22 protein-coding genes and 1 pseudogene are annotated in these 24,814 nt (G+C 66.3%); 5 read left to right on the top strand and 18 right to left on the bottom strand.

Going from position 1 to position 24,814, the window contains the following annotated elements:
- Positions 1 to 12: 12 nt before the first annotated feature.
- The 3 genes and pseudogenes from NYR58_RS20670 to NYR58_RS08775 all read left to right on the top strand — a co-directional run.
- Positions 13 to 927, top strand: a pseudogene (locus NYR58_RS20670) (hypothetical protein); the annotation flags it as partial.
- A gap of 3 nt (positions 928 to 930) precedes the next feature.
- Positions 931 to 3,693: a hypothetical protein gene (locus NYR58_RS08780; RefSeq protein WP_449243666.1), complete on the top strand. Its 2,763-nt coding sequence runs from the start codon at positions 931 to 933 to the stop codon at positions 3,691 to 3,693.
- A gap of 185 nt (positions 3,694 to 3,878) precedes the next feature.
- Complete coding sequence (locus NYR58_RS08775; protein ID WP_261520154.1) at positions 3,879 to 4,574, top strand: LuxR family transcriptional regulator; 696 nt, start codon at positions 3,879 to 3,881, stop codon at positions 4,572 to 4,574.
- On the opposite strand, the gene glpK is transcribed toward NYR58_RS08775, so the two are convergent.
- From glpK to NYR58_RS08700, 15 genes are all read right to left on the bottom strand, one after another.
- The gene (gene glpK / locus NYR58_RS08770; protein WP_261520153.1) at positions 4,564 to 6,066 is read right to left on the bottom strand and encodes a glycerol kinase GlpK; all 1,503 of its coding nucleotides are present in this window, start codon (positions 6,064 to 6,066) and stop codon (positions 4,564 to 4,566) included. The two genes, NYR58_RS08775 and glpK, sit on opposite strands and share 11 nt — an antisense overlap.
- Before the next feature lie 88 nt (positions 6,067 to 6,154).
- Complete coding sequence (locus NYR58_RS08765; protein WP_261520152.1) at positions 6,155 to 7,888, bottom strand: ABC transporter substrate-binding protein; 1,734 nt, start codon at positions 7,886 to 7,888, stop codon at positions 6,155 to 6,157.
- 164 nt (positions 7,889 to 8,052) lie between these two features.
- On the bottom strand, positions 8,053 to 8,334 hold the full coding sequence (locus tag NYR58_RS08760) for a DUF2160 domain-containing protein (protein WP_261520151.1): 282 nt from the start codon (positions 8,332 to 8,334) through the stop codon (positions 8,053 to 8,055).
- Between the two features lie 15 nt (positions 8,335 to 8,349).
- On the bottom strand, positions 8,350 to 9,102 hold the full coding sequence (locus tag NYR58_RS08755; RefSeq protein WP_261520162.1) for a carbohydrate ABC transporter permease: 753 nt from the start codon (positions 9,100 to 9,102) through the stop codon (positions 8,350 to 8,352).
- A gap of 181 nt (positions 9,103 to 9,283) precedes the next feature.
- On the bottom strand, positions 9,284 to 10,153 hold the full coding sequence (locus tag NYR58_RS08750) for a carbohydrate ABC transporter permease (RefSeq protein ID WP_261520150.1): 870 nt from the start codon (positions 10,151 to 10,153) through the stop codon (positions 9,284 to 9,286).
- The gene (locus tag NYR58_RS08745) at positions 10,150 to 11,226 is read right to left on the bottom strand and encodes an ABC transporter ATP-binding protein (protein ID WP_261520149.1); all 1,077 of its coding nucleotides are present in this window, start codon (positions 11,224 to 11,226) and stop codon (positions 10,150 to 10,152) included. Before NYR58_RS08745 ends, NYR58_RS08750 begins: the two co-directional genes overlap by 4 nt.
- Before the next feature lie 11 nt (positions 11,227 to 11,237).
- Positions 11,238 to 12,320 carry an ABC transporter ATP-binding protein gene (locus tag NYR58_RS08740; protein WP_261520148.1) on the bottom strand — a complete coding sequence of 361 codons (1,083 nt, stop codon included), beginning with the start codon at positions 12,318 to 12,320 and terminating at the stop codon, positions 11,238 to 11,240.
- Positions 12,304 to 13,854 carry a glycerol-3-phosphate dehydrogenase gene (gene glpD, locus NYR58_RS08735; protein WP_261520161.1) on the bottom strand — a complete coding sequence of 517 codons (1,551 nt, stop codon included), beginning with the start codon at positions 13,852 to 13,854 and terminating at the stop codon, positions 12,304 to 12,306. Before glpD ends, NYR58_RS08740 begins: the two co-directional genes overlap by 17 nt.
- 124 nt (positions 13,855 to 13,978) lie before the next feature.
- A complete protein-coding gene (locus NYR58_RS08730) occupies positions 13,979 to 14,743 on the bottom strand; it encodes a DeoR/GlpR family DNA-binding transcription regulator (RefSeq protein ID WP_261520147.1) in 765 nt (254 codons plus the stop codon).
- A gap of 68 nt (positions 14,744 to 14,811) precedes the next feature.
- Positions 14,812 to 15,942 carry a tRNA guanosine(34) transglycosylase Tgt gene (tgt, locus tag NYR58_RS08725; protein WP_261520146.1) on the bottom strand — a complete coding sequence of 377 codons (1,131 nt, stop codon included), beginning with the start codon at positions 15,940 to 15,942 and terminating at the stop codon, positions 14,812 to 14,814.
- Complete coding sequence (queA, locus tag NYR58_RS08720; RefSeq protein ID WP_261520145.1) at positions 15,939 to 17,015, bottom strand: tRNA preQ1(34) S-adenosylmethionine ribosyltransferase-isomerase QueA; 1,077 nt, start codon at positions 17,013 to 17,015, stop codon at positions 15,939 to 15,941. The genes tgt and queA overlap by 4 nt, the downstream gene beginning before the upstream one ends.
- Positions 17,016 to 17,092: 77 nt before the next feature.
- The gene (locus NYR58_RS08715; RefSeq protein ID WP_261520144.1) at positions 17,093 to 17,569 is read right to left on the bottom strand and encodes a peptidylprolyl isomerase; all 477 of its coding nucleotides are present in this window, start codon (positions 17,567 to 17,569) and stop codon (positions 17,093 to 17,095) included.
- A 15-nt stretch (positions 17,570 to 17,584) separates the two neighbouring features.
- On the bottom strand, positions 17,585 to 18,169 hold the full coding sequence (locus NYR58_RS08710) for a peptidylprolyl isomerase (protein WP_261520143.1): 585 nt from the start codon (positions 18,167 to 18,169) through the stop codon (positions 17,585 to 17,587).
- Positions 18,170 to 18,198: 29 nt separating this feature from the next.
- Positions 18,199 to 18,693, bottom strand: coding sequence for a pantetheine-phosphate adenylyltransferase (gene coaD, locus NYR58_RS08705; protein ID WP_261520160.1), 495 nt, complete (start codon positions 18,691 to 18,693; stop codon positions 18,199 to 18,201).
- Between the two features lie 48 nt (positions 18,694 to 18,741).
- Positions 18,742 to 19,356: a LysE family translocator gene (locus tag NYR58_RS08700; RefSeq protein WP_261520142.1), complete on the bottom strand. Its 615-nt coding sequence runs from the start codon at positions 19,354 to 19,356 to the stop codon at positions 18,742 to 18,744.
- Between the two features lie 243 nt (positions 19,357 to 19,599).
- Between NYR58_RS08700 and NYR58_RS08695 the strand changes: the two genes are divergently transcribed.
- Positions 19,600 to 19,734: a hypothetical protein gene (locus tag NYR58_RS08695; RefSeq protein WP_261520141.1), complete on the top strand. Its 135-nt coding sequence runs from the start codon at positions 19,600 to 19,602 to the stop codon at positions 19,732 to 19,734.
- Positions 19,735 to 19,935: 201 nt separating this feature from the next.
- Here the strand turns inward: NYR58_RS08695 and gyrA are convergent, their stop codons facing one another.
- Positions 19,936 to 22,686, bottom strand: coding sequence for a DNA gyrase subunit A (gyrA, locus tag NYR58_RS08690; RefSeq protein WP_261520140.1), 2,751 nt, complete (start codon positions 22,684 to 22,686; stop codon positions 19,936 to 19,938).
- Positions 22,687 to 22,937: 251 nt separating this feature from the next.
- On the opposite strand from gyrA, the gene NYR58_RS08685 reads away from it, so the two are divergent.
- Positions 22,938 to 23,570 carry a MarC family protein gene (locus tag NYR58_RS08685; RefSeq protein WP_261520139.1) on the top strand — a complete coding sequence of 211 codons (633 nt, stop codon included), beginning with the start codon at positions 22,938 to 22,940 and terminating at the stop codon, positions 23,568 to 23,570.
- Between the two features lie 19 nt (positions 23,571 to 23,589).
- Here the strand turns inward: NYR58_RS08685 and NYR58_RS08680 are convergent, their stop codons facing one another.
- Positions 23,590 to 23,976, bottom strand: coding sequence for a DUF4168 domain-containing protein (locus NYR58_RS08680; protein WP_261520138.1), 387 nt, complete (start codon positions 23,974 to 23,976; stop codon positions 23,590 to 23,592).
- Between the two features lie 242 nt (positions 23,977 to 24,218).
- Complete coding sequence (locus NYR58_RS08675; protein ID WP_261520137.1) at positions 24,219 to 24,686, bottom strand: GyrI-like domain-containing protein; 468 nt, start codon at positions 24,684 to 24,686, stop codon at positions 24,219 to 24,221.
- Between the last annotated feature and the right edge of the window lie 128 nt (positions 24,687 to 24,814).

Here is a 24,814-nt window from a genome sequence, read left to right as displayed (position 1 = left end):
GCGGAGGAGTTCATCCGCCGCATGGATGCGTCCAGCCGGTCCGTCACCCACGCGCTCGACGAGCGTTCGGAGACGCTCGCCCAGCGCATCGCGCAATCGGGCGACAACCTCTCCTCCCTGCTCGACAGCCGCATCGAGGCGCTGGGCACCTCGGCGGAGGAGTTCATCCGCCGCATGGATGCGTCCAGCCGGTCCGTCACCCACGCGCTCGACGAGCGTTCGGAGACGCTTGCCCAGCGCATCGCGCAATCGGGCGACAACCTCTCCTCCCTGCTCGACAGTCGCATCGAGACGCTGGGCACCTCGGCGGAGGAGTTCATCCGCCGCATGGAGACCTCGAGCGAAGCGATCAGCCGCACCATCGACGAGCGCGCGCACACCGTCTCCCAACGCATCGCGGCCTCGACGGGCAACCTTTCCACGCTGCTGGACAGCCGCATCGAATCGCTTGGCCAGTCCACGGAGGGCTTCGTCCAGCGCATCGACGAGTCGAGCCAGACGCTTACCCAGGCCCTCGACCAGCGGGCAGACGAGCTGGCACGGCGCATCACGGTGTCTGCCGGCAATCTCTCCGGTCTGCTCGACAAGCGTATCGAATCGCTCGGCAATTCGGCCGAGAGCCTGATTGCGCGCATGGATGCGTCCAGCCGCACGGTCGGCGAGGCGCTTGATCAGCGCGCCGAGGATCTGGCGCGCCGCATCGCCACCTCCGGCGACCATCTGGTAAGCCTGCTCGACGAGCGCAGCGGAACATTGGACAGCATGTTCAGGCAGCGCGTGTCCGGCCTGCTGTCGGCGCTGGAGCAGGCGTCCGACACCGTCAATGACGCCTTCGACACGCGTCTGAGCCAGCTCGAAGGCACGCTTTCCGAGCGCGGTCGCGCACTGATTGCCGAGTTCTCCACCCGCGCCGAGGCGCTGGACAGCGGCATGCAGAAGCTCGACGCGGCGTTGGAGGCGCGCGCCCGGGCCATCAACGAGCATCTGGTCGAGCGCACCCGCGAAATCGCCGACACCTTCGCGCGTGGCCGCCGGGAAGTTTCCTCGGTCATCGAGGCGGGCAAGAGCGCCATCGACAACGACCTGTCCGATCTCGTGGCCTCCACCTCCGTCATGCTGGAAGGCAAGGGCGAGGAGTTCGCCCGCCGGGTGGAGGAAGGCCAGGCGCGGCTCAACACCCGCCTCGACGAGAGCTTCAGCCGTCTGGAAGCGGTCAAGGCGCGCATGGACGAGACTGTCGACCGCCAGATCGCGGCCTTCAGCGAAAGCGAAGATCGCATGAAGGCGCTGCTGGAGGCCGACCTGAGGAAGATCGAGGAGACCCACGGCAGCTTTGCCGCGGCACTGGAAGCCGACATCGCCAAGATCGGCGAACGCCGCGAGGAGCTCACGGCGGCCATCCGCGCCGACATCGAAAGCATCAACGCCGCCTTCTCCGCGCAGGTCGGCGTCATCGACGAGCGCACCACCACCATGCAGAAGGCGCTGGAGGTGGGCATCGGCAATGTCCGCCAGACGCTGGAGAGAAGCGCCAGCGTGCTCGCCGGTTCGCTGCGCGAGAAGGTCATCGAGGCGACCTCGACGCTCAGCGAGGAGTCGGCCAAGGTGCTGGGCGATGTCGACGAGCGCATCGCCGGGATGGACAGCCGCATCGCCGAACGCACCAGGCAGTCGGCGGAGCTTCTGTCGAGCCGCGCCGAGGCGCTGGTTCAGGTCTTCGAGGACGCCGACAACCGCATTCTGGCACGCACGAGCCAGACGTCGAGCGAGCTGGAAGCGCGCGCCGAGGCCATTGCCGAGCGTCTCGGCGAGATCGAGAACCGGCTGAAGTCCACGGCCGGCTCGGCTGCCGCCACCGTTGCCAGCGGTATGCTCGACGTGGAAAAGCGCATCGGCGAAAGCGTCGGCCACACGCGCATGGTGCTGCAGGAGGGCATCGGCGATGCCGAGGAGCGCCTCAAGCAGAGTGCCGAGCAGGCGGCAAACCTCGTCAGCCAGCAGCTTGCGCGCACCCAGGCCGACCTGGTTTCAACCGCCGATACGATCGGCCAGACCTTCGCCCAGGTGAACGAGCACATCTCCAAGCGCACCGGCGAGGCCGCACGCACGCTCGAGGAGCGCACGCGCGAGTTCAACGCCATGCTGGCAGGCCGCAGCGCCGAGATCAGCCGCATTCTGGACGAAACGGCCAGGCCGCTCATCGAGCGGTTCGAGGCCAGCGGCGGCGAGCTGCAGAGGGAAATCGAAGCGATTGCCGAGCGCACCTCGGAGCGCTTGAGGCAGGAGAACGCTGCTCTCGTGCACGCCCTTGCCAGCCGCACCAGCGAGGCGCTGGAGGCCATGGAGCGCGCCCGCAGCAGCCTGACGGGCAATGTCGAGGAACTTCTGCAGAGCCTCAGCGCTTCCGGCGACCGGCTGAGCCGGCTTGTCGAGGCAGCGGCGCAGAACCTGTCGCAGGTGGATGAGAAGCTGACCGGCACGACGCGCGAATTCGCCGCGAACGCGGAGAAGGCGGCGGAGACGTTTGCCAATTCGGCAAGCCTCATCAACGCCAATTCCGGGCGTCTTGCGGATTTCTCCGAGCGTACGCTGCGCGAGATCTCCAACATCGCCAGCCGCTTCGAGGACCACAGCCGCGTGCTGGAGAGCGCCTCGCAATTGCTGGAGAAGGCGCAGACCGGCCTCGGCGCATCGCTCGAGGAACGGCAGAAGGCGCTGGAGGCGCTGGCCGGTGGACTGGTGGAGAAGTCGCGGCAGATCGAGAGCACCATGAAGTCCTTCGAGGGGCTGCTCGATAGCATGTTCGAGACGGCCGAGGGACGCACGCACAAATCCGCCGAGACGATCCGCAACGCCATCAACCAGGTGGTGGAGACGGCCACCCAGCGCTTTGCCGGGGCGACGGAAGACATCCGCCGCACCGCCGCGGCGATCCGTGCGGAGCTGGAGCAGACGCGCGCCGACATGGAGCGCGGCATCGTGGAGCTTCCGAAGGAGGCCAAGGCATCCACCTCGGCCATGCGCACCGCCATCGCGGAGCAGGTGAACGCACTGAAGGAACTATCGGAAATCGTTGCGAAATCCGGTCGTCTTCACGATGTGGGCTCCCCCGTCGAGACAGCGCCCGAGGCACCGCGTCCGGCGCCCGCCGTCACCCCTGTGGCCGAGCGGCCACGCGTCGTGGCCGCCCCGGCGGAGCCTGCGCCTGCCCGCCCGTCCGCGCCTCGGCGGGAGACCGCGACGAGCGGCGGGGGCTGGATCCGCGACCTTCTGCGCAGCGCCTCGCGGGCGGAAGACGAAGGCCAGGATGAGCAGGAGCCGGCCGGCGGCGATGGCCGCTCTCCCCTCCACGTGGTGGAATCGCTGAACTCGCTGTCGGTGGACATTGCCCGCGCCATCGACCACGAAGCATCCATCGAGCTGTGGGACCGCTACCGTCGTGGCGAGCGCAACGTGTTCACGCGCCGGCTCTACACGCTCAAGGGGCAGCAGACCTTCGACGAGATCCAGCGCAAGTACCGCGCGGATGCCGAGTTCCGCCGAGCGGTCGACCAGTATTGCCGCGATTTCGAGAGACTTCTGGCCGATGTTTCGCGCTCCGACCGCGACAACATCATGACCCAGACCTACCTCACCTCCGATACCGGCAAGGTCTACACCATGCTGGCCCACGCCAGCGGGCGGCTGCGCTAGGAGCGGCCACCCGAAGGCGGACCCCCGGTTCACGCCCGCAAGACCCCGGCGGCGCCCAGGCGCTGCCGGGTTTTTTCTTTGCGCAACAACAGCTTGCAATCGCCGCGGCTGCCGCGCATTCTCGATTCGGGACAATCAGGCGGGAGAGGCGCATGCATGGTGTGGGAAGGGGTGCATTTCGGTCCTTGCTGGCAACGGCGCGGCGCGCCGTGATCGAGGCCGAAACCGTCGACGACGCGATCACCCGTTTTCGCGACCATCTGGGCTTCGACCACGTTACCTATCTCGCGGCCATCTCCCTGCGCCCCCTCGGCGTTCCCTTTCTGCGCACCACCTATCCGCCGCAATGGATCGCGCGCTACGTGCTGCGCGACTATCTGCGTGTCGATCCGGTGGTGCGCATGGGCTTCGAGGCCACCGAGCCGTTCGTCTGGAGCGGGCAGGAATGGACGGGGCCGGAGGGCGCGTTCATGGCCGACGCGCTGGCCCATGGCGTGGGCGACAAGGGCTATTGCATCCCGCTGATGGACCGCGCCTGCCGCCGCTCCATCCTTTCGCTGAACACCAGCATGGCGATGGAAACCTGGGCGGAGTTCCTCGCCATCAGCGCCGCCGGGCTGGAGAAGATCGCGCGTCTCATCCATGAAAAGGCGGTCGGCGAATTCGCCGCAGCAGCCGAGGCGCCGGCCCTTGCCCCGCGCGAGGTGGAATGCCTCCTTTGGACAGCGCGCGGCAAGGACGCCAAGGCGATTGCCGTCATCCTCGGCCTGTCCGAGTTCACGGTGCGCAGCTATCTGCGCACCGCCAGGCGAAAGCTTGGCTGCCGCACGCTTTCCCAGGCCGTGGCCAGGGCCGTGCTGGGCGGCCTCATCAATCCCTGAGCGTGGAGGTCAGCGTGCGGCGCACGGCGTTGCGCCAGCCCTTCAGCTTGCGCGCCCGCTCCTGCTCGCTCATCCTGGGCGTGAACTGGCGATCCAGCGCCCAGCTTGCGGCGAATTTCTCCGCATCGGGCCAAACGCCCGCGCGTGCCCCGGCAAGCCAGGCAGCGCCCAGGGCCGTGGTCTCCAGAACGGTCGGCCGGTCCACGGGCGCGTTCAGGATGTCGGCCAGGCACTGCATCGTCCAGTCGCTGGCCACCATGCCGCCATCCACGCGCAGCACCTTTGCCTCGCCACCCTCCGGCCAGTCCCCGCGCATGGCCTCCAGCAGATCGCGTGTCTGAAAGGCCACGGATTCGAGCGTCGCGCGGGCAAATTCCGCCGGCCCCGTGTTGCGTGTCAGGCCGAAGATGGCGCCGCGCGCCTCGGTGTCCCAGTAGGGTGCGCCGAGCCCCACGAACGCAGGCACCAGATAGATGTCCTGAGCGGGATCGGCCTTTTCGGCCAAGACCCCGGAATCGGACGCCTTGCCGATGATCTGCAGCCCGTCGCGCAGCCATTGCACGGCCGCGCCAGCGATGAAGATGGAACCCTCCAGCGCGTAGGTCGTCCTGCCGTCGAGGCGATAGGCGATGGTGGTGAGCAGGCGGTTCTTCGAGCGCACCAGCGTCTCGCCCGTGTTCAACACCGCAAAGCAGCCCGTCCCGTAGGTCGATTTCAGCATGCCCGGCGTAAAACATGCCTGGCCCACGGTTGCCGCCTGCTGGTCGCCGGCGACCCCGAGAATGGGAATCTCGGCGCCGAAGAGACCGGCATCGGTGACGCCGAAGTCGTCGGCCGTATCCTTCACCTCGGCCAGCAGGCTGCGCGGCACGCCGAGGATCGACAGCAGCTCATCGTCCCAGGCATTGGTCTCGATGTTGAAAAGAAGCGTGCGCGAGGCATTGGTGGCATCGCTCACGTGGGCGCGCCCGCCCGTCAGCCGCCAGATGAGAAAGGTGTCGATGGTGCCGGCCAGAAGCTTGCCCGCTTCGGCGCGCTCGCGCACGCCCTCCACATTGTCGAGCAGCCAGGCAAGCTTGGTACCGGAAAAATAGGGGTCGAGAAGCAGGCCGGTCTTGCGTGTGAAAACCTCCTCAAGCCCGTCGCGCTTGAGCCTTTCGCACAGGGGTGCGGTGCGCCGGTCCTGCCAGACGATGGCATTGTGTACCGCCCTGCCCGTCTCGCGATCCCACATGACAACGGTCTCGCGCTGGTTGGTGATGCCGATGGCGGTAATGTCACGGGCTTCCAGCCCCGCATCGGCAAGTGCCGCCTTGACCGTCGCCACGACGCTCGACCAGATGTCCTCGGGGTCATGCTCCACCCAGCCCGACGCGGGGTAGTGCTGGGGAAATTCCTGCTGCCCGATGCCCACCGCCTGCATGTTTGCATCGAAGACGATGGCCCGGCTCGAGGTCGTCCCCTGGTCGATGGCCAAGACAAAGCCGCTCATGCCGTCCTCCAAGCTGTGCATTTGACGAGACGGAGGCGGCCTGGGCCGCCTCCGTCGATGGTTGCAGGATTATGGCCTTGGCCAGTGCCTACTGCCAGCGCTTGATGATCTCCTCATAGGCGATGGTCTCGCCCTGGGGTTTCTCGTTCTCAAGCTTCGGCTTGGGCGAGCCGGGCTGGGACAGCCAGTATTCCGCATCGCGCGGCTCGTTCAGGCGCGGGCCGCAGCCACCATAGACATTTGCCTGCTCGTCGGCGGCCTGCATGCGGGCCATGGTCTGGTCCATCTCCAAGGCCAGGCGGTCCATCGCCTCCTGCGGGGTGAAGGCGCCGGAGTTCACATCACCGATCTGCTGCCACCAGATCTGCGCGAGCTTCGGATAGTCCGGCACGTTGACGCCCGTCGGCGTCCACATCACGCGGTCGGGCGAGCGATAGAACTCGACCAGGCCGCCGAGCTTCGGCGAGCGCTCGGTGAAGGATTCGTGGTTGACCGTCGAATCCCGGATGAAGGTGAGGCCCACATGGCTCTTCTTGGTGTCCACGGTCTTGGAGGTGACGAACTGGGCATAGAGCCAGGCCGCCTTGCGCCGCTCGACGGGCGTGGACTGGAAGAGTGTCCAGGAACCGGCGTCCTGATAGCCGATCTTCATGCCCTCTTCCCAATAGGGCCCGTGCGGAGACGGCGCCATGCGCCACAGGGGCATGCCTTCGTCGTCGACCGTGTTGTTGCCCTCGCTCTTGGGCTTCACCATGTCGGCGGTGAAGGCGGTGTACCAGAAGATCTGCTGGGCGACGTTGCCCTGGCTCAACGCCGGCAGCGACTGGTAGAAGTCTAGGCTGGCAGCCCCCGGAGGTGCGTATTTGCGCAGCCATTCGTCCCACTTGGCGATGGCGTAGACCGCCGCCGGGCCGTTGGCAGCACCGCCGCGCTCCACCGAAGCGCCGACCGGGTTGCAGGTGCCCTCTTCCATGCGGATGCCCCACTCGTCCACCGGACGGCCATTCGGCAGGCCCTTGTCGCCCGCGCCCGCCATGGACAGCCAGGCGTCGGTCATGCGCCAGCCGAGATCCGGCGCCCGCTTGCCGTAGTCCATGTGGCCGTAGACGCGCACGCCGTCGATCTCCTTCACATGCTCGGTGAAGAACTCGGCGATGTCCTCATAGGCCGACCAGTTGACCGGCACGCCGAGATCGTAGCCATAGATCTCCTTGAACTGCTCCTGCAGCTCCGGCCGGTCGAACCAGTCCTTGCGGAACCAGTAGAGATTGGCGAACTGCTGGTCGGGAAGCTGCCAGATCTTGCCGTCCGGCCCGGTGGTGAACGAGATGCCGATGAAGTCTTCGAGGTCGAGACCCGGATTGGTGACGTCGGCGCCCTCGCCTTCCATCCAGTCGGTCAGGTTCACCGCGCTCTGCAGGCGCGAATGCGTTCCGATCAGGTCGGAATCGTTCACATAGGCGTCGTAGAGGTTGCGGTTGGTCTGCATCTGCGTCTGCACGGCCTGCACCACCTCGCCCTCGCCGAGAAGCTGGTGGTTCACCTTGATGCCGGTGATCTCCTCGAACGCCTTGGCAAGAACCTCGGATTCGTAGGTGTGTGTCGGGATCGTCTCCGACAGCACGTTGATCTCCATGCCCTGGAACGGCTCGGCGGCCTTGATGAACCACTCCATCTCGGCCAGCTGTTCTTCGCGACTGAGCACGGAGGGCTGGAACTCTTCGTCGATCCAGCGTTCCGCGGCAGCCATGTCCGCCCAGGCCTGGCCGGCAAAGCCGAGCAGGCCGAGAGCGGCAACCGATGCCATCAATTGTGATCTCATTCTCATTCCTCCCAACAGGTTGCAAATGTCACACGGGAGGTCCCGTGTGTGGCGGATGCCGCCCCCGCTTGGGAGGCTCGGCATTCGCCGCAGCGCCAGCGGCGCATGGCCCGGTTCGATGCCGGTCGATCCACATGCCGCAGGCGATTCATGGCCGCCGTCCTTCAAACCCAGCGGAAGACGGCGGCCGCGAAGGCGAGCGAGGCGATGGTCGCGCCCCACAGCGACGCGTCGGAAAACGCCAGCCATCCCAGGTGGATGTAGGCGCTCATCAGAAGCGAGATGAAAAGCCGGTCGCCGCGCGTCGTCTCGAAGCGCAGGATGCCGACGCGCGCCCCGCCGCCGGGCGCGACATACTCCCACAGCATCATGCCCAGGAGCAGGAAGGCGATGACGGCGAAGAAGGTCGCCGTCTGCCAGGTCCATGCCATCCAGGTAAGGTCCATCCTTTTCTCCTCCGCTCAGACGCGCCCGAGGGCAAAGCCCTTGGCGATGTAGTTGCGCACGAACCAGATCACGACCGCGCCAGGCACGATCGTCAGCACGCCGGCCGCGGCAAGCAGGCCGAGCTCATATCCCGAGGTGCTGGCCGTGCGCGTCATGACGGCGGCGATCGGCTTGGCGTCCACCGCCGTCAGCGTCTTGGCCAGCAGCAGCTCCACCCAGGAAAACATGAAGCAGAAGAACGCCGTCACACCGATGCCGGAGGCAATCAACGGCATGAAGATCTTCACGAAGAAGCGTGGCCAGGAATAGCCGTCGATATAGGCCGTCTCGTCGATCTCTTTCGGCACGCCGGACATGAAACCCTCAAGGATCCACACGGCGAGCGGTATGTTGAAGAGGCAGTGCGCCAGCGCCACCGCCCAGGGCGTGTCGAACAGGCCGATGGCCGAATAGAGCTGGTAGAACGGCAGAGCGAAGATCGCGGGCGGCGCCATGCGGTTCGTCAGCAGCCAGAAGAACAGGTGCTTGTCGCCCAGGAAGCGGTAGCGCGAGAACGCATAGGCCGCCGGCAGGGCCACGGTGACGGAAATCACGGTGTTGATCAGCACATAGGTGATGGAGCTCACATAGCCGTTGTACCAGACCGGGTTGGTGAAGATCTCGACATAGCTTTCAATGGTGAAGTTCTGCGGCCACAGGCTGAAGCCGCCGAGGATCTCGTTGGTCGTCTTGAACGACATGTTGATGAGCCAGTAGATCGGCAGCATCAGAAAGACGATGTAAAGCGTCGGCACGATCCACCAGAAGCCGCCGCCTTCCCGGCCGCGCCGGCGGCGCGCCCGGGTGCCGGCGGCGCGGTCGGAGGCGCCGGCGGCAGCCTGCGCGGGGCCGCTGTCCCGCAGAAGAATGCCGCGGTTGCGTGCGGCGTCCTGTTTCACCTGAGCCATCTCAGCGCTCCCCATCGTAGTAGTTCGTCATGGCGGTGTAGAACACCCAGCACACGAGCAGCGTCATCAGGAAGTAGATGATGCTCATGGCCGCCGCGATGCCGAGATTGAACTCGCCGAGAGCTGCCTTGACGAGGTCGATCGACAGGAACGTCGTCGCGTTGCCAGGCCCGCCGCCCGTCAAAACAAACGGCTCCGTGTAGATCATGAAGGAGTCGATGAAGCGCAGCAGCACGGCAATGGTCAGCACGCGGCTCATCTTGGGCAGCTGGATGTAGCGGAACACGGCCAGGCGCGACGCACCGTCGATCTTCGCCGCCTGGTAATAGGCATCCGGGATCGAGCGCAGGCCCGCATAGGCGAGCAGCACGACCAGCGAGGTCCAGTGCCAGACATCCATCAGCACCACGGTGAACCATGCCGACAGCGGCTGCTGGGTGAAGTTGTAGTCGATGCCCAGCGCGTTGATGGAGCGCCCCAACAGCCCGATGTCGGGAAGCGCGAAGATGTTCCACATCGCGCCCACCACATTCCATGGCACAAGCAGCGGCAAAGCCATGAAGACGAGGCACACGGAGACCCAGGGGCCCGAGCGCGGCATGGCCAGCGCAACGGCGACACCAAGCGGAATCTCGATGGCGAGGATGATGAATGTGAAGAGGAACTGGCGGCCAAGCGCCGCGTGAAAACGGCTGGAGGCCAGCACCTCTTCATACCAGCGCACGCCCTCGAAGAAGAAGAGGTTGTTGCCGAAGGTTTCCTGAACGGAATAGTTCACCACCGTCATCAACGGGATCACGGCGTTGAAGGCCACCAGCAGCAGCACCGGCAGCACCATGAACCACGCCTTGTTGTTCCAGGTCTTCGTCATGGGCGTGCCTCCATCTCCACGCGCCAGGAATCGGCATAGAGGCTGAGATGCGCCGGATCGAAGGAGACGCGGGGCTCTGCCGGCACCTCCAGGTCCTCGTCGATCACCGCAGCGATGTTCTCGCCCTCAAGCTCAACGTGCACGATCTTCTTGCGCCCGATGTCCTCCACCTTGCGGATGGAAACGGGCATGCCCTCCCGGCCGAGCCGCACGAACTCCGGCCTTATCCCGAGCTCCAGGCGCTTCGCCCCCAGCGCACCGGGCGCGCCGGGCAGCTCGATCGTCTGGCTGCCCAGATGCGCCGTGCGCCCTTCCACCCTCGCCGGCAGCAGGTTCATTCCCGGCGAGCCGATGAAATAGCCGACGAAGGTGTGGCTTGGCCGCTCGAACAGCTCCTCGGGCGTGCCGAACTGCACGACCTCGCCCTCATACATGACCACCACCGTGTCGGCGAAGGTCAGCGCCTCGGTCTGGTCATGCGTGACGTAGACCATGGTGTGGCCGAAGCGGTGATGAAGCTCCTTGAGCTGGGTGCGCAGCTGCCATTTCAGATGCGGGTCGATGACGGTCAGCGGCTCGTCGAAAAGGATGGCGTTGACATCGGCGCGCACAAGGCCGCGGCCGAGCGAGATCTTCTGCTTCTCGTCGCTGGTCAGGCCCCTGGCGCGCCGGCGGGCCTGGCCTTCCAGCCCCAGCATGGCGATCACCTCGCGCACGCGCCGTGCCACCTCGTCCTCGGGAACGCCGCGATTGCGCAGCGGAAAGGCCAGATTGTCGTAGACCGTCATCGTGTCGTAGACGACGGGAAACTGAAACACCTGGGCGATGTTGCGTTCCTCGGTCGCCAGGTCGGTCACGTCCTGGCTGTCGAAGAGGATTGCGCCCTCGCTGGGACGCAGAAGCCCCGAGATGATGTTGAGAAGCGTGGTCTTGCCGCAGCCCGAGGGGCCGAGCAGCGCATAGGCGCCGCCATCCTCGAAAACATGGTCGACCCGCTTCAGCGCATAGTCGGCGTCGCTGGCCGGGTTGGCCGTGTAGGCGTGGCGAATGTCCTTCAGCTTGATGCGTGCCATGGATTCCTCCCTCAGGCCGCTTGCGCATGTCCGGCGGCAACACTGCGGCCCGTCTCGTCGAAGACCAGCAGGTGGCGCGTGTCGATGAAGACGCGCAACGTCTCGTCGACGCCGATGCGGTGAACGCCCTCCTCCAGCATCACCCACGCATTGCCGGCATAGTCCAGATGGACAAAGCTTTCCGAGCCTGTGATCTCCGTCACCGTCACGCGCGCCTCGATCGGCACCGCGTGGTCGGTGGCCGGTTCGAGCGAGAGATGGTGCGGCCGGAAGCCCAGCGTGTAGCGCCCATCTGCAAGTGCCGCGAGCTGCGCCGGCACAGGCAGGCCGTCCGAACCTTTCAGCATAAAGTGCTTGCCTTGCTTTTGCACGACAATCGTGTTGAGCGGCGGATCGGAGAAGGTCCGCGCCGTCAGCAGATCGACCGGATCCCGGAACACCTCCACAGTGGGGCCGAACTGCGTCACACGCCCTTCGCTCAGCGTCGCCGTATTGCCGCCGAGCAGCAGCGCCTCGCTGGGCTCTGTCGTGGCGTAAACGAAGATGGCGCCGGATTCGGCGAAGATGCGCGGCAGCTCGGCGCGCAACTCCTCGCGCAACTTGTAGTCCAGATTGGCCAGCGGCTCGTCGAGAAGCACAAGCCGGGCGTCCTTCACCATGGCGCGGGCGAGCGCGGTGCGCTGTTGCTGGCCACCCGAAAGCTCCAGCGGCGTGCGCTCCAGATGGGGCTCGAGGTGCAGAAGCGCCGCCGCCTGGCGCACCTTGCGCTCGATGGTTGCCTGGTCGACCCCGGCCACCCGCAGGGGCGAGGCGATGTTCTCGTAGACGCTCATCGCCGGGTAGTTGATGAACTGCTGATAGACCATGGCCACGGAGCGTTTCTGCACCGGCACGCCGGTCACGTCCTCGCCATCCATGTGCACGCTGCCCGAGGTCGGCCGGTCGAGCCCGGCCATCAGGCGCATGAGCGAGGTCTTGCCGGCGAGCGTCGGCCCGAGGAGCACGTTCAGCGTTCCCGGTTCGAGCCGCAGCGAGACATCGGCGATGTGCGTTTCGCCGGAAACGACCTTGGAGACGTTACGCAGCTCCAGCACGACCTTTTCCTCCCCCCGCCGCTTCACTCGCGCTTGCCGCCGCAGGCGTTTGCGGTTTCAGTTCACGCATGAAGGCATCCACAGCGTCCGTTTCCTCCCTTGTCAGCTTCAGGCCGCGCTTGGTGCGTCGCCACAGAACGTCCTCGCCCGTGCGCGCCCATTCCCGTTCGGCCAGATAGCGCAGCTCCGCCTCGTAGAGATCGGCGCCGAAGTGCCTGCCGAGATCGGACAGGCTCGCCGCCTCGCCGAGGAACGCGCGCGCCAGTGTCCCGTAAAGGCGCGTGAGGCGGCGCGCATGGACATCTTCGAGAAATGGATAGTCGCGCTTCAGCCCGGCCAGCGTCTCCTCGAACGCATCGACGTCGAACCCGCCGCCGGGCAGCGGCGCGCTTGCCGTCCAGGCCCCGCCCCGCGCGCCCAGATGCCTGGCGATTTCGTCAAGTGCCGCCTCGGCAAGCCGGCGGAAGGTGGTGATCTTGCCGCCGAATACGTGCAACGCGGGAGCGCCTGCCGTCTCCTCCGCCTTCAGAACGTAGTCGCGTGTCGCCTCCTGCGCCTTCGAGGCGCCGTCGTCGAAAAGCGAGCGCACGCCCGAAAAGCTCCACACCAGGTCCTCGGGCCGCACGGGCTCGGCAAAGTACTCGCTTGCCGCCGCGCACAGATAGGTGGTCTCCTCCTCGCTGATCCGGGCTTCCCCCGGATCGCCCGCGAAGTCCTGGTCCGTGGTGCCGATGAGAGTATAGTCCTCCTCATAGGGTATGGCGAAGATGATGCGCCCGTCGGCGTTCTGGAAGAAATAGGCCCGCGGATCCTCGAACTTCTTGCGTACCACGATGTGGCTGCCCTTGACGAGGCGCACATTGTGCGCGGCATTGCGACCGAGCGCGCCGGAGATCACCTCGTCCACCCAGGGGCCGGCGGCGTTGACCACCATGCGCGCGCGCACGGTCTCGACGGCGCCGGTGTCGAGGTCGCGCAGGGAAAGCGTCCACACGCCCCGATCGGCCCGCGCGCCCTCCACCTTGGTGCGGGTGCGGATCACCGCCCCCCGTTCCGCGGCATCGAGGGCGTTCAGCACCACCAGGCGCGCATCGTTCACCCAGCAGTCGGAATATTCAAAGGCCCGGCGGTAGACGGGCTTGAGCGGTCGGCCGGCGGGGTCGCTGCGCATGTCCAGGGTGCGCGTCGGCGGCAGCAGCTTGCGCCCGCCGATATGGTCGTAGAGGAAAAGGCCGAGGCGGATCAGCCAGGCCGGCCTCAGCCCCTTGTGCAGCGGCAGCACGAAGCGCATCGGCCAGATGATGTGCGGCGCGCACTTCCACAGCACCTCGCGCTCCATCAGCGCCTCGCGCACCAGGCGGAACTCGTAATATTCCAGATAGCGCAGGCCGCCGTGAATGAGCTTCGTGGAGGCGGAGGAGGTGCCGCTTGCGAGATCGTTCATCTCCGCGAGCATCACGGAATAGCCGCGGCCGGCAGCATCGCGCGCGATGCCGCAGCCATTGATACCGCCGCCGATGACGAAAAGGTCCATGACCGGCGATTCATGGAGCGGACGGTCGTCCACGCGCTCCTCCCTTGCTGGTGGCTCCTCCCGAAAGTGAAACTAAAACGAAAATATTCCGAATGTCAAACGAATATGCTCGTCCGACAGAAGGTCACGGGCAGGCTTCCACCAGCCGCACGCCGCCGTCGCGGCACACGGCGCGGAATGCCGGGCTCGGGCAGCGGTCGGTGATGAAGGTATCCACCTGCGAGATGTGGCCGATGCGCACCGGCGCGGTGCGTTCGAACTTGGAGGAATCGGAAACAAGGATGACGTGGCGCGCATTGGCGATGATCGCCTGGGCCACCTTCACCTCGCGGAAGTCGAAGTCGAAAAGCGCCCCCTCCTCGTCGATCGCCGAGACACCGATCACGGCGTAGTCCACCTTGAACTGGCGGATGAAGTCCACCGCCGCCTCGCCGACGATGCCGCCGTCCGAGCCGCGCACCACGCCGCTGGCGATGATGACCTCGAAGGCGGGATAGACGCGCATCCTGTTGGCGACGTTGATGTTGTTGGTGATGACCATCAGCTCGCGATGGTCGAGAAGCGCGTCGCTCACCGCCTCGGTGGTGGTGCCGATGTTGATGAAGAGGGAGGCCTTGTCGGGGATCAACTCGGCGGCGGCGCGGCCGATGGCGCGCTTTTCCTCCGCCCGCAATTCCCGGCGGGCCTCATATTCCATGTTCTCGATTCCCGACGGCAGAAGCGCCCCGCCATGGATGCGCGTCAAAAGTCGCTGCTCGCACAAGTCATTGAGATCCTTGCGGATCGTCTGCGGCGTCACACGAAAGCGCGCGGCCAGGTCGTCGACCGTCACGCGGCCGCGCTCCTTGGCGATCTGCAAGATTTCCTCATGGCGCGGCGAGAGAAGCATGGGCCCGTCCCCGTTTTCGTTTTCTTCGTTTTACAGGAGAAACGAAAACAGCGAAAGGCCCACGCGGGCTAAACGGGTGGCAGGTCTCCCCGCGCCCATTCCTCACGCATCTGGGCTGCGCGTTCTTCGAAGCGTCCCGCCTCTATGGCCGCGCGAATATCGGCCATCAGCCGTTGGTAGTAGGCCAGGTTGTTCCAGGTGAGAAGCATGGCGCCCAGCGCCTCGCCGGATTTCACCAGGTGGTGCAGATAGGCACGGGAGTAGTCGCGCGCCGCCGGACAGTCGCTTGTCTCATCCAGCGGGCGCGGGTCGTCGGCGTGGCGGGCGTTCTTCAGGTTCACCTTGCCGCGCCTCGTATAGGCCAGCCCGTGGCGGCCGGCCCGGGTCGGCATCACGCAGTCGAACATGTCGATGCCGCGCGCCACCGAATGCAGAATGTCGTCGGGCGTGCCCACCCCCATCAGATAGCGCGGCCGGTCGGCCGGCAGTGCCGGGCACGTGGCCTCGAGAACCTCCAGCATCACCGCCTGCGGCTCGCCCACGGCCAGCCCGCCCACCGCATAGCCCTTCAGGTCCATGGCCGACAGTGCGGCAGCGGAGCGGGCGCGCAGATCGAGATCGACGCCGCCCTGCACGATGCCGAACATGGCCTTGCCCGGCTGCCGGCCGAAGGCGGCCTTGCAGCGTTCGGCCCAACGCAACGAAAGCTCCATCGCGCGCTCCACCTCACGGCGCGGGGCTGGCAGGCGCACGCACTCGTCGAGCTGCATCTGGATGTCGGCGTCGAGCAGGCCCTGGATCTCGATGGAGCGTTCGGGCGACATCTCATGGACCTGCCCGTCGATGTGGGAGCGGAAGGTCACACCCTCTTCGCGGATCTTCCTGAGTGCGGCCAGCGACATGACCTGGAAGCCGCCGGAGTCGGTCAGGATCGGGTGGGGCCATCGGGCAAATTCATGCAACCCGCCCAGCCGCGCCACGCGCTCGGCGCCGGGGCGCAGCATCAGGTGATAGGTGTTGCCCAGAATGATGTCGGAACCCAGCGCGCGCACCTGGTCCATATACATGGCCTTGACGGTGCCGCCCGTACCCACAGGCATGAAGGCCGGCGTGCGCACCAGCCCGCGCGGCATGGCGATCTCCCCGCGCCGTGCCTGGCCGTCGGTGGCAAGGATGCGGAATGTGAAGGTCTCGCTCACCCCTCCTCCCTGAAGAGCAGGCTGGCATCGCCGTAGGAATAGAAGCGATAGCCGCCGTCGATGGCGTGGCGATAGGCGCGTTTCATCGTCTCCAGCCCGCTGAAGGCGGAAACCAGCATGAAGAGCGTCGAGCGCGGCAGGTGGAAGTTGGTCATCAGCACGTCGACGGCCCGGAAGCGATAGCCGGGCGTGATGAAGATGTCCGTCTCGCCCGACCAGGCGGAAAGCACCCCCGCCTCGTCGGCCGCGCTTTCGAGCAGGCGCAGCGAGGTGGTGCCGACACAGACGATGCGCCCGCCCCGGCGGCGCACGGCGTTCAGCGCGTCGGCGGTCTGCGCGTCCACCGTACCCCATTCGGCGTGCATCCGGTGCGCCTCCGTGTCCTCCGCCTTGACCGGCAGAAAGGTCCCTGCCCCCACATGCAGGGTCACGAAGTGCCGTTCGATGCCTGCTTCATCGAGGGCGGCGAGAAGCTCGGGCGTGAAGTGCAGTCCCGCCGTGGGCGCTGCCACCGCGCCCTCCTTGCGGGCATAGACGGTCTGGTAGTCCGTCCTGTCGCGTTCATCCTCGGTCCGCTTGGAGGCAATGTAGGGCGGCAGCGGCACATGGCCGGCGGCGGCAATCGCCTCGTCCAGTGCCGGGCCGGACAGATCGAAGACGAGCAACGCCTCCCCGCCGTCTCCCTTCTCCGCCACCGTGGCGTCGAGGGTGCCCAGAAGGCAGCTCGTCTCCCCGTGGCCGAACTGGATGCGTTCGCCGACGGCCACCCGCTTGGCCGGCTTCAGGAAGGCTTTCCAGCGGTCGGGGCCTGCCCGCATGTGCAGCGTCGCCTCGATGTGCGCCGTCGCCTCGCCGCGCCGGCGGACACCGGAAAGGCGGGCGGGAATGACCTTGGTGTCGTTGAAGACCAGCGCATCGCCGGGCCTGAGAAGCTGTGGCAGGTCGCGCACGATGCGGTCCTTAGGCGCATCGCCCGGCCGCACCACCAGCAGGCGCGCGGCATCGCGCGGGCTCGCAGGCCGCAGCGCAATGCGGTCTTCCGGCAGATCGAAATCGAAAAGATCGACGCGCATGGAACGATGGCGAAGGTGAACAGAAGACGGGGGAACGGGCGCTCGGGCGGGCCTCCTGCCGGCCCGCCGGTCGGCGCCTAGGCCACGTCCGCGGCCACCTTCATCGAGACGATCGAATCCGGCTCGCGCACAGGCTCGCCACGCTTGATCTTGTCGACATTCTCCATGCCATCGATCACCTGGCCCCACACGGAATATTGCCGGTCGAGCCAGGGTGCCCGGTCGAAGCAGATGAAGAACTGCGAGTTGGCCGAGTTGGGGTTCTGGGTGCGCGCCATCGAGCAGGTGCCGCGCTCATGCGCCACGTTGGAGAACTCGGCCTTCAGGTCCGGCTTGTCCGAGCCGCCGGTGCCGGTGCCCGTCGGGTCGCCCGTCTGTGCCATGAAGCCGTCGATGACGCGATGGAAGACCACGCCGTCGTAAAATCCCTCGCGCGACAGCTCCTTGATGCGCTGCACGTGGGCCGGCGCCACATCGGGAAAGAGCTGAATGACCACCCTGCCCTTGGTGGTTTCCATCAGGATGGTGTTTTCCGGGTCCTTGATCTCGGCCATCTGCAAAGTTTCCTTCTATTCGTCGCTGGCGATATAGGCGCGCAGCATGCGGTCGGGGTCCTGCACCGCGCCATTCATGGCCGCACTTCCCTTCTTGATCCTGTCGACATGCTCCATGCCGCTTTCCACCGTGCCCACCACGGTGTAGCTGCCGTTCAGATGCGGCGCGGGGGCGAACATGATGAAGAACTGGGAGTTGGCCGAGTTGGGATCCTGCGCGCGGGCCATGCCCACCGTGCCCCGCTCGAAGGGCGCGTCGGAAAACTCGGCCGGAAGGTCCGGCAGGTCCGAGCCGCCGGTGCCGGCAAGGCGCGGGTCGAAACCGTCTTCCATGTCGCCGAACTGCACGTCGCCCGTCTGCGCCATGAAACCGTCGATGACACGGTGGAAAGCCACATTGTCATAGGCGCCCTGACGCGCCAGCGTCTTGATGCGCTCGACGTGTTGCGGCGCCAGGTCGGGCCGCAGCGCGATCTCGACCGGCCCGCTTTCCAGCTCGATGACGAGCGTGTTCTCCGGCTCCGCCGCGTGGCCCGTGGCAGCGGCAAGGGTGAGGCCCGCGGCGAGAAGCAGCGGCGCGGCGAATGAGGAAATGCGCATGGGATGGTCTCTCCGGGAATGGCTTGCGGTCAGGCGGCGAACTTGGCCTTCAGCGCTTCCGCCACGGGGGCGGGAACGAAAGGCCGCACATCGCCGCCCATGGAGGCAATCTGGCGCACGAGTGTGGCCGTAATGGTGCGTACCGAAGGGCTGGCTGGCAGAAACACGGTCTGGAGCTCGGGTGCCATGGTCTCGTTCATGCCCGCCATCTGCATTTCGTAGTCGAGGTCGGTGCCGTCGCGCAGGCCACGAATCATGATCGAGGCGCCGTGAGCACGCGCGGCATCCACCAGCAGGGTGTCGAAAGCGACGACCTTGATGCGCCCGGCGTCCTGTCCGAGATCCGCCGCCGCCCAGCGCTCGATCAGTGCCACCCGCTCGTCATAGGTGAAAAGCGGCGCCTTGCCGGGGTGGATGCCGATGCCGATCACCACCCTGTCGGCCACGGTGAGCGCGCCCTTCAGCACGTCCAGATGGCCGTTGGTCAGCGGGTCGAAGGAGCCGGCATAGAAGGCGGTGCGCATGGTCATGGGCACGCTTCTATCGCGGCCGGCCCGCGAAGGCAATTCGCCTCAGCGCCGCGACAGCGCCAGCCAAAGGCCGCCGCCGATGAGGAAGGTGCCGGAAATCCTCTCGGCAAGCTTCACCCGCGCCTGCGTCAGCCGCGCGCCCGCGCCACTGGCAGCAAAGGCATAGAGCGAATCGCACACCGTCGCGATGGCCATGAAGATGCCGCCGAGCAGCATCGTCTGCCACAGGGTGCTGCCCGCGGGGTCGATGAACTGCGGTATGAAGGCGCCGAAGAAGAGCAGCGCCTTGGGGTTCGACCAGATGACGACAAACCCCTGCAGGACGAAGGAGCGCCGCGCTGCGGGCACGCCGTCCGCCGCGCCGAGCGAGCCGTCCGAACGCCACATGCGGATGCCGAGCCAGATGAGATAGGCCGCGCCGAGAAGGCGCAACACCTCGAACACATTGCCCATGGCACCCACCACCGCGGCCAGACCGAAGGCCAGCACGGCGATCATCAGCACGAGACCGATCTGCGTGCCCAGAACATTGAGCAGCCCGGCCCGCGCGCCGTGGCGCAGCGAATTGGCGACGATCACCGTCACCGACGGACCCGGCACGATGACGATGACGAAACAGGCGACGATATAGGAAAGAAGGGCAGCAAGGTCCGGCATGGGTGTGATCCACAACGTTGATAACGCAACGAAGCCACACCCCTCCGGCAAAGGCAAGCGGCATGTGCATTCCGCCCTGCCGCTTGCCGGCCGGCGGGACCCGGCCCACATGAACGGTACATGAATGGGCCATTCAGCCTTCGTTCGCGTGTTCTCTGGCAATGGAAGGAGGACAGTCAATCAGGCGGGCCGGCGGAACCGGAATGCGCCGCCGCCCGTTACCGTGCCGAGGAGGGCAGAACGATGCTGATCTTCACGCTCGCAGCCGCGATGACCCTTGCCATGCTGATCGCCACCGCCTTCGGCATCCACCAGGAAGCGCAGCGCGTACGGCTCGAAGCCCGTGTGCGCAGCATGCGCCAGCCCCACCGCCGCTAGCGCACAGGCAAGAAGGCCGCAGACGGCTTTGCCAAAAGGCCCGATGCGCAGCTTCAGCACCTTGCGGCGCCGTCCCTTCTCTAGAAGGCGCGGCGTTATGGGCGGTTTCGGCAGGCAGGCGCCAAGGCGGCGGATCCGGGGACAGATCGGGTCCGCCGCCTTTCCTTTGCCGCCTTGCGGCCGGTTCTGGCAGGCGCGGCCTTACCCGTCGCCCTCGGTCTCTCCCGTTCCATCATCGCCGCCACTGGGCTCCGAGATGCGCTCCACGGAAACCACGCGCTCGCCCTCGGCGGTGTTGAAGATGGTCACGCCCTTGGTGGCGCGGCTTGCGATGCGGATGCCGTCCACCGGCACACGGATCACCTGCCCGGCATTGGTGACGAGCATGATCTGGTCCTCGGGCGCCACCGGGAAAGCGGCGACCAGGCGGCCGATCTCGTCCGTCTTGGAAACATCCGTCGCGCGGATGCCCTTGCCGCCCCTGCCGATGACGCGGAAGTCGTAGGAGGAAGAACGCTTGCCGTAGCCATACTCGCTGACGGTCAGGACGAGCTGCTCGCGACGCTTCAGCTCCTCGTACCGCTCGGGCGAGAGATCGGCCTCCTCGCTCACCTCCTCGTTGGTGAGCACGATCTCCTCTTCCTCGCCGCCGCTGGCGGCCCGCCGTTCGGCCGCTGCCTGCTTCAGATAGGCGGCTCGTTCGTCGGCCGTTGCCTCCACATGGCCGAGAATGGCCATGGAGATGACGCGGTCGCCGGGCGCAAGGTTGATGCCGCGCACGCCCACGGAATTGCGCCCGGCAAAGACGCGCACGTCCCGCACGGGGAAGCGGATGCACTGGCCGGAGGCGGTGGTCAGCAGCACGTCGTCCTCTTCCGTGCAGGTATAGACGGCGAGGATCTCGTCGCCCTCCTCCTCCAGCTTCATGGCGATCTTGCCGTTGCGGTTGACCTGCACGAAATCCGACAGCTTGTTGCGCCGCACCGTGCCGCGCGTGGTGGCGAACATCACGTGCAGCGCGTCCCAGCTTTCCTCGTCCTCCGGCAGCGGCATGATGGAGGTGATGCGCTCGCCCTCCTGAAGCGGCAGCATGTTGCGCAGGAACTTGCCGACAGACTGCGGCGTGCCCTGCGGCAGGCGCCAGACCTTCTCCTTGTAGACGAGGCCGCGGGAGGAGAAGAACAGGATGGGCGTGTGGGTGCTGGCCACGAACAGCCGCGTGACGAAATCCTCATCCTTGGTCGACATGCCCGAGCGGCCCTTGCCGCCGCGCGCCTGGGCGCGGTAGACCGACAGGGGCACGCGCTTGATGTAGCCCTTGTGGGTGACGGTGACGACCATATCCTCGCGCTGGATGAGGTCCTCGTCCTCCATGTCGGCGCCGCCTTCGACGATCACCGTACGCCGCGGCGTGCCGAACTCCTCGCGCACCGCCAGCAGCTCGTTCTTGACGATCTCCAGGATGCGGGCGCGCGAGGACAGGATGTCGAGATAGTCCTTGATCTCGGCGCCGATGGCGTTCAACTCGTCGGCGATCTCGTCGCGGCCAAGCGCCGTCAACCGCTGCAGGCGCAGGTCCAGGATGGCGCGCGCCTGCTCCTCGGAGAGGTTGTACGTGCCGTCTTCGTTGACCTTGTGGCGCGGATCGTCGATCAGGCGGATCAGCGCCTCCACCTCCTGCGCCGGCCAGCGCCGTTCCATGAGCTCGCGGCGCGCCACCTGCGGGTCGGGCGCATGGCGGATGAGCTTGATGACCTCGTCGATATTGGCCACCGCGATGGCCAGTCCCACAAGCACATGCGCGCGCTCGCGCACCTTTCGCAGCAGGTATTTCGTGCGCCGGCTCACCACCTCCTCGCGGAAGGCGACGAAGGCCTTCAGCATGTCGATGAGCGTCATCTGCTCCGGCTTGCCGCCGTTGAGCGCGACCATGTTGCAGCCGAAGGAGGTCTGCAGCGGCGTGAAGCGGTAGAGCTGGTTGAGGATGACCTCGGCGTTGGCGTCGCGCTTCAGCTCGATCACCACCCGGTAGCCTTGGCGGTCGCTCTCGTCGCGGATGTCGGAGATGCCCTCGATGCGCTTCTCGCGCACCAGTTCGGCCATCTTCTCGATCATCTGCGCCTTGTTGACCTGATACGGCACCTCGGTGATGATGATGGCCTCGCGCTCGCCGCGGATCTGCTCGATCTCCACCTTGCCGCGCATGATCACCGAGCCGCGCCCCGTCGCATAGGCGCTGTGGATGCCGGAGCGGCCGAGGATGATGCCGCCGGTCGGGAAATCGGGCCCGGGGATGATCTCGATCAGCCGCGAAAGCTCGATCGCCGGGTTGTCGATCAGCGCCACGCAGCCTTCCACCACCTCCGCCAGGTTGTGCGGCGGGATGTTCGTGGCCATGCCCACCGCGATGCCGCCAGAACCGTTGACCAGCAGGTTGGGAAAGCGGGCGGGCAGGACGCGCGGCTCCTGCGCGGCGCCGTCATAGGTGTCCTGGAAGTCGACCGTGTCCTTGTCGATGTCTTCCAGCAGCTCATGGGCCACCTTGGTCAGCCGCGCCTCGGTGTAGCGCATGGCCGCGGGCGGATCTCCGTCGATGGAGCCGAAATTGCCCTGCCCGTCGATCAGCGGCAGGCGCATCGACCAATCCTGCGCCATGCGCACCAGCGCATCGTAGATCGCGGCGTCCCCGTGCGGGTGGTATTTACCCATCACGTCGGCCACGGGGCGGGCCGACTTCACATATTTGCGGTTCCAGTGATAGCCGCTCTCGTGCGAGGCATAGAGAATGCGCCGATGCACGGGCTTCAACCCGTCGCGCACATCCGGCAGCGCCCGCGAGACGATCACGCTCATGGCGTAATCGAGATAGGAGCGCTGCATTTCCTCGATGATGGAGATGGGCTCGATGTCGTCGGGCTCGCCCGGCCCGCGCGGCGTCGTCTGGTCGGTCAAATCGCGTCACATTCAGCTATGAGAATCACTGCCCTCTTATATAGGAAAGACGGCCAATTCTCCAATGCGCGGGCGCGATATTCCCGGCGCAAATGCCTCTATATTCCAACAGGATAGCGTTTTCGTTCGCAGGTGCGGCATGGCGCGCGCCGGCCGGCTACGCAAAAAGCCCGGCGCGCGCGGCAAATTCCGGCGCGCAATGTGCCACTATGGTGCCGATTCGGGGTGGCGCCACGCGGAAGGAGATTGCGATGCTGACGTCGGATGCGGTGCTCAATGCGCTCACCACGCTTCTGGTGACCGTGGACCCGGTGGGGCTTGCGCCGCTCTTTCTGGCGCTGACGGCAGGCATGGACCGGGCGGAGCGCCATCAGGTGGCGGTGCGGGCAAGCCTCATCGGGCTTGCCCTTCTTCTGCTGTTCGCGCTGGCCGGCAACGCCATCCTGAAGACGCTCGGCATCACACTGCCGGCCTTCCGCGTCGCCGGCGGCATCCTGCTCTTCTATATCGCCTTCGAAATGATCTTCGAGCGCCGCCACGAGCGGCACGAGAAGAGCGCCAAGCGCGCCGTCACGCGCGACATGATCCGCAACATCGCCGCCTTTCCGCTCGCCATCCCGCTCATTGCGGGACCGGGCGCCATCTCGGCGACGGTCATCCAGTCCGGTCATGCCCGCACCGCGTTGGAGATGGCGGTGCTGGCCGCCATCATCACGCTGGTCATCGCCCTCACCTATCTCGTCTTCGTGCTGGCGGAGCGGATCGATTCGTTCCTGGGCGAGACCGGCCGCTCGATCCTCACCCGGCTGCTCGGCGTATTGCTGGCCGCGCTTGCGGTGCAGTTCGTGGCCGATGGCGCCAAGGCGCTGTTTGCGGCCGGCTGAAGCGCCGGCCGCGGGCCGCCTACTGGTTCACCTGGCGGATAGCATCGCTCAGCTTCTGCGCCAGTTCCGGGTCGGACTGAGCGGAGCGGATGATCTGGTTGTACTCGTCGACCGAGATGCCGTCGGCCTGCTCCACCGCCTGGAGAATGGACTGCCCGGCCTCGTTGCGGATTTCCTGCTGCTCGCTTTCGGAGCCGGCCTCCTGCAGCCGCGCCATATATTGCTGCTTGAGCTGCTCCACCTGCACGAAGGCGACGGCGAAGGACTGCAGCTTCTGCTCGCTCAGGGCCGGCGCCTCGATGGCCGGCTGCGAGGGCTGGCTGGCGTCCTGCGCCAGCGCCTGGGCGGTCAGGGTGGTGCCTGCCGCCAAGCAGGCGGCCGCGATCAGCCTCTTGGAACGGTTCATCACGTTTGCGGATCCTTCTGTCGTTTCCTGTTCGTCGGCCCGGGCGCATCCCGTGCCGCGATACCGCTGCCCGGCCAGGGCCAGCCAGCCGCATGGGTGCACCGTGACGGAGGAATGTGACCGCGCCAACAGCGCGGCGGCCACCATGGCGATCATTTCCGTTTAATGCGGGAAAGAAATCCTGACCGCCCACGGGGGTTGCCTGCCCGAATCGCGCCACACTGTGCGGCGCCGGCCCACCCTCACGCCACCGGCGTCATCAGCCGCAGGCGCGGCGGCGCGTGAAGATCGGGCTGGGGAGGATATTCCTCCCGATGGTGGCAAACATCCGTCACGCGGCGCAGCCCCTGCGCCTCGATCCACGCGAACATGCGCTCGTAATGGGCAAAGACGTCACCGTCCGCCGCCTCGTGCCAGACCGCGGCAAAGCGCATCGATGGAAAGGAAAAGGCGCTCAGCGCCAGCCCGGATCGCGGGGCAAGCTGCGGTGGCAGGGCCACGAGATAGCGGAAGCCGCCGGGAATGTCGTTAAAGGAGATGCCGACAAGGCCGCTTGCCTCGCCCTCATGGCCTGCCGCCAGCCGGCTGCGCAACCGCTCCATGTCGGCGATGAATTCCTTCACATGCCCCGCTGCCGCGGCATCGTAGCTGCCCTCCCACATCTTTCCGCAAAGCGTCTGCGCCGGCCGCGTCACGACCTCGAATGCCATTTTCAGCCTCAATCCACGATGTGCGGGCCACGATATGCGCGGGCCACGGTGTACAGGCGCAGACTGCGCGCCCTTACCCGCCCTGGCCGCCGGCGCTCACCGGCCCGCCGCCGGGAGCGCGCATCGGG

Source organism: Chelativorans intermedius, assembly GCF_025398255.1.
GTDB classification, from domain to species: Bacteria; Pseudomonadota; Alphaproteobacteria; order Rhizobiales; family Rhizobiaceae; genus Chelativorans; species Chelativorans intermedius.
This window is presented reverse-complemented; position numbering and strand designations above follow the sequence as displayed.